Here is a 4,890-nt window from a genome sequence, read left to right on the forward strand (position 1 = left end):
ATGCGTTTGCGGCGGCGCCGGGCGACGACAGCATCGTGTGGTTGATCCGGATGCCGCGTGCGCTGCTGGCCGCGCTCGTCGGCGCGACGCTGGCGACGGTCGGTGTCGCGTTGCAGGCGGCGACCGCGAACCGCCTGGCCGATCCGCACCTGCTCGGCGTGAGCGCGGGCGCAATGCTCGGCGCGATCGCGGTGACGGTGGTGGCCGGCGCGGAGTTCGGTCCGTTCACGCTGTCGGCCGCCGCGTTTGCAGGGGCGCTCGCGGCGACCGCGTGCGTGGTCGCGCTCGCTTACCGGAGCGGCCGGCTCGAATCGGACCGGCTGCTGCTCGCGGGTGTGTCGGTGTCGTTCATGATGGCCGCGTTCGGCAACCTGCTGCTGTATCTCGGCGACCAGCGCGCCGCGTCGTCGGTGCTGTTCTGGATGCTCGGCGGCGTCGGGCTCGCGCGCTGGGACCTGCTGCCGGTGCCGGCCGTATGCGCGGTGCTCGCCGGCGGCGCGCTCCATGCGCGCCGACGCGAACTGAATGCGCTGATGTCGGGCGACGTCGCCGCCGCGTCGCTCGGCGTGCCGAGCGCGCGGATGCGGCGCGAGGTGTTCGTCGTCGCGTCGTTCGCGACGGGCGCGATGGTCGCGGTGAGCGGCGCGATCGGCTTCGTCGGGCTCGTGACGCCGCATCTGTGCCGTCGCGTCGTCGGCGCGGAGCACGGCCGGCTGCTGCCGGTCGCCGCGCTGGCCGGCGCGATCCTGCTCGTGTGGGCCGATGTCGCCGCGCGCACGCTCGCGGCGCCGGAGGACCTGCCGATCGGCATCGTGACCGCGCTGTTCGGCAGCCTGTTCTTCGTCGCGCTGTTGCGCCGGCGCTGAGCGAAGGCACGGTCACGCGGGGGCGGGTAGCCGCCCGCCGCCGTTTTCATCGAAGCGGGACGACCGTGCCCGTGCCGCTGCGGCGGCGCGCATCGGCATGCGTGCTTTCCACGTGCTGCGCGACGTCGAACAGACTGTCCGGCAGCGCACGCACGGGCAGCGTGATCACGAAGCGCGCGCCGCCGAGCGGCGAATCCTCGAGCCGCACGTCGCCGCCGTGCACCTGCGCGACGCGCCGCACGATCGCGAGCCCGAGCCCGAAACCGCCGGTCTGACGGTCGCGGCTCGAATCCAGCCGCTGGAACGGCTCGAACACGCGGGCGCGTTCGGCGGCCGGAATGCCGGGGCCATCGTCGTCGACGCTCAGCACGAGCGCGCCGGACGGGTCGCGGGTCGCGGCCAGCACGACCTTGCGCGACGCATAGCGGGCGCCGTTGCGAATCAGGTTCAGCAGCGCGCGGGCGACGAGCTTCGGATCGCAGACGTGGGTCGCGGGCGCGTCGAACGTCGACACGTCGAGCGCGATGCCGCGATCGGCGATGTCGTCCGCGACGTTGCCGGCGACGCTGTCGATCAGCGCATCGACGACGACTTCCATCGGCGCGAGCTCGCTCGCACCCTGTTCGAGCCGGCCGATCGTCAGCAACTCGGTGACGAGCTCGTCGAGTTCGCGCACGTCGCGTCGCAGCGCGTCGCGGCGCTCGCGCATCCGGCCCGTCTCGTCGGCGTCGGCGAGCAACGCGAGCCCGAATTCGAGCCGGGCGAGCGGCGTTTTCAGTTCATGCGAGATGCCGTGCATCATTTCGCGCTGCTGCTTGATCGACGCCTCGATGCGCGCGGCCATGTCGTTGAACTGCTGCGACAGCTCGTAGATGTTCGACTTGCCCGACAGCTTCACGCGCGTCGACAGCATTCCGGCGCCGAACGCGCGCGCGGCATCCTGCAGCCGGCGAATGTCGCGCCAGTGATAGTGAATCCACAGCACCACCGCGAACAGCGTCGCGAGCGCGAGCAGCATGTACGCATAGATCCGGATGTCGAGGTCGGGCGCCTCGATCGGGCGGGCATGCAGCACCGAGCCGTCCGCGAGCGGCATGTAGTAATCCTTGCCGTTGTAGCTGATCGCGATCCTGCCGGCATCGAGATCGCGCAACGGCGCGCCGCTCAGTTGCGCACGCGCGTCGGCCATCGACATGAAGCCGAACCCTTCGCGGCCATGCAGCGCGAGTTCGCGCAATGCCAGCTCGCGCTGCGCGCCCGGATGGCGTTCGAGGTAGTCGTTCAGCACGAACGAATAGGTCGTCAGCGAATCACGCTGCGCCTGCGCGCCGCGTTCATAGAAGATCCGGTCGAACGACAGCTGGATGAAGATGATCGACGCACCGACGAACAGGATCACGACGAGGTACAACCGGAGCAACGGGCGCAGCATTTACTCGTCCCACGCAGAAGGGCTGAACAGGTAGCCGCGACCCCAGATCGTCTTGATCTTGTGCGGCTCCGATGACGCATCCTCGAAGCGGCGGCGCAGCTTCGAGATGCCGGAATCGACCGAGCGGTCGAGCCCGTCGAATTCGATCCCGCGCAACTGCTTCAGGATGTCGTCGCGGCTCAGCACGGTGCCGGCCGCGCGCGCGAGGATCAGCAGCAGGTTGAATTCGGCGGTCTTCAGCTCGACCGGCTCGCCGCGCCACGTGACGGTGCGGTTCGGCGGCGAAATGGCGAGCTCGCCGAAGACGAGCGCGTCGGGCGCGACCGCGGGTGCTTCCGCCGCGGCCGGCTGCGCGCGGCGCAACAGCGCGCGGGCGCGGGCGACGAGCACGCGCGGCTCGATCGGCTTCGTCACGTAGTCGTCGGCGCCCGTCTCGAGCCCGGCGACCTGGTCGTACACGTCTGCCCGCGCGGTCAGGATCAGCACCGGGACGTTGGTGAACGCGCGGATGCGCCGGCAGACTTCCATGCCGTCGAGATTCGGCAGCATCAGGTCGAGGATCACGAGGGCCGGCTGGTGCTCGCGCACCGCCGCGACGGCGAGATCGCCGCGCCGCACGACCGTCACCGCGAATTCATAGCCGTCGAGGTATTCGCGGACGAGCTGCGCGAGGCGATCGTCGTCCTCGATCAGCAGCACACGGTATTTGAGTGGAACTTCGTTCATGGACTCCTCGGGATGCACGCGCCATCTCCCACCCGGCAGACTGGTACGCGGCGCGGCACGCGAATTCTATCCGGCCGATGGACCGCCGGGGCAGCGGGGCGACAATCTCCAACAATCGAACACAATTGCGCACAGATTCGCCGCACATTCAGGACAGTCTCGGCGCGGGGTGGCACCTAGACTGCGGGCTTCGTCACCCTTATCTCAATATTGTGCGCCCATTACTTCGCCGTTACCGCTATTGCATGCCGCTCGCCGGCCTGACCCTCGCCGCCGCTGCCCACGCGGAAAACCAGTATTCGTTGTCGCTCGGCGGCGGGTTCGCACCGCGCTACCAGGGCAGCAAACAGTATCGCGGCGTGGTTGCGCCGTCGTTTTCCGCGAAGTTCGGCAATGGCTTCTTCGTCGACAGCACGGAGGGGGCCGGCTACCGGCTGGACCTGCCGCACGGGGCGTTCGTGTCGGCGGCGGTGAGCTACGACGCGGGCCGCGCGGACGAGAACCGCTTCGACCTGCCGGGCTCCGACTATCTGAAGGGAATGGGGCGGATTCCGGGCTCGGTGCTGGTCGGCGTGCGTGCCGGCGTGACGCTCTTCGATGCGGCGGAGCTGAGCGTCACGATCGATACTCCAGTGACGCGCACGTCGCGCGGCGTGTCGGGGCACGTGGATCTCGCGGTGCCGGTGCTCAAGACGTCGCAGCACGAGATCATCGTGACGGGCACCGTGCACGCGGGCTCGGGACGCTACATGCAGACCTTCTACGGCGTGACCGACGCACAGTCGATGACGAGCCGGTTCCGGCCGTATTCGGTGAGCGGCGGGATCGACAGCGCATCGATGGCGGTCGCGTGGAACTGGACGCTGTCGCGGCACTGGTCGGTGCTCGCGACCGGCGGCGTGACGCGGCTGCTCGGCCGCGCCGGCGACAGCCCGATCGTGCAGTCGCGCAGCAACTACTACGGCATCGCGGGCGTGACGTACAAGTTCTGAACGGATTGCGGGGGCGCGGGGGACGCACGCGATGCGTCGGCGTCGCGCCGTCGCCGCGAACCGCGTGCGGTAACATGCGCTCGGGTTCGGCGTCAGGCCGGGCCTGCGACGCAGGAGCGCCGGGGCGGCTCGGCCGGGTCGCGAAAGGCCGCCATGCGCTGGCCGGCTCCGTCAGGAAACGGCCGGCAGCATGCGGAATCGATCACGCATGCGATGCCCGGCCATGCACGAGTGCCGCACATGGACCGCCGGGCCGCGACAGGGAGAAACCGATGAAGAACACGATCGCGATGCTCGTTGCACTCGTTGCGAGTGCAACTTTTGCAGGATGTGCGGACATGGACACGAAACACCCCAACGCCACCGCGGGCGGCGCGGCCAGGCCCCCTCTGCAGTCGGGCGCCGCGCAGGCATGCAAGGCGGACGCCGCACCGGACGATGCGCTGGTCGGCAAGACCGAGGCCGATGCGACCACGCTGCTCGACGGCTGCCTGTGGCGCGTGCTCGAGCGCGACGGCAAGTCGTTGCCGGGCACGATGGACTACCGGCAGGAGCGCCGCAATCTCGGTATCCGCGACGGGAAAGTGATCTGGGTGCGGCGCGGGTGAGGGCCGTGTGACGATTGCGTCACCGGAATCGTCGACCTCCCGCTATCTGCGCGCGTATGTCATGAAGCGCGGCGCGGCCGCGTCCGAACTGCCGCTGACCGCATCGAAAGGATCGCCGCGATACGCGTGCGATCGGACACGCGTTACTTCGAGATGTACCACAGCGCGTCGGCGCTGGCGCGCGACGGCTGAGCGGCCGCAGCCGGTGCTTGAGCCGGCGCGGGTGGCGGCGTGTTCGACGTGATGGCCGTCGGCAGCGTGGCGGG

General features: G+C 69.6%; 5 protein-coding genes and 1 pseudogene. 3 read left to right on the top strand and 3 right to left on the bottom strand.

The features are described from left to right. Positions 1-866, top strand: an 866-nt coding sequence (locus tag H3O04_RS33880; protein WP_202589351.1) for a FecCD family ABC transporter permease, incomplete at its 5' end; no start/stop codon positions are given. A 46-nt stretch (positions 867-912) separates the two neighbouring features. Here the strand turns inward: H3O04_RS33880 and H3O04_RS33885 are convergent. Further along, positions 913-2,298, bottom strand: a complete 1,386-nt coding sequence (locus H3O04_RS33885) for an ATP-binding protein (protein WP_011694270.1) — start codon at positions 2,296-2,298, stop codon at positions 913-915. Next, positions 2,299-3,024, bottom strand: coding sequence for a response regulator (locus tag H3O04_RS33890; protein WP_011545135.1), 726 nt, complete (start codon positions 3,022-3,024; stop codon positions 2,299-2,301). 245 nt (positions 3,025-3,269) lie between these two features. On the opposite strand from H3O04_RS33890, the gene H3O04_RS33895 reads away from it, so the two are divergent. Further along, a complete protein-coding gene (locus tag H3O04_RS33895; RefSeq protein ID WP_202589352.1) occupies positions 3,270-4,016 on the top strand; it encodes a MipA/OmpV family protein in 747 nt (248 codons plus the stop codon). Positions 4,017-4,288: 272 nt separating this feature from the next. Continuing rightward, entirely contained in the window at positions 4,289-4,624 is a 336-nt protein-coding gene (locus H3O04_RS33900) for a hypothetical protein (protein WP_054927598.1), read from the top strand. A gap of 143 nt (positions 4,625-4,767) precedes the next feature. Here the strand turns inward: H3O04_RS33900 and H3O04_RS36415 are convergent. Then, positions 4,768-4,890, bottom strand: a pseudogene (locus H3O04_RS36415) (transglycosylase SLT domain-containing protein); the annotation flags it as partial.

This window comes from Burkholderia sp. KCJ3K979, assembly GCF_016759955.1.
GTDB lineage: Bacteria > Pseudomonadota > Gammaproteobacteria > Burkholderiales > Burkholderiaceae > Burkholderia > Burkholderia orbicola.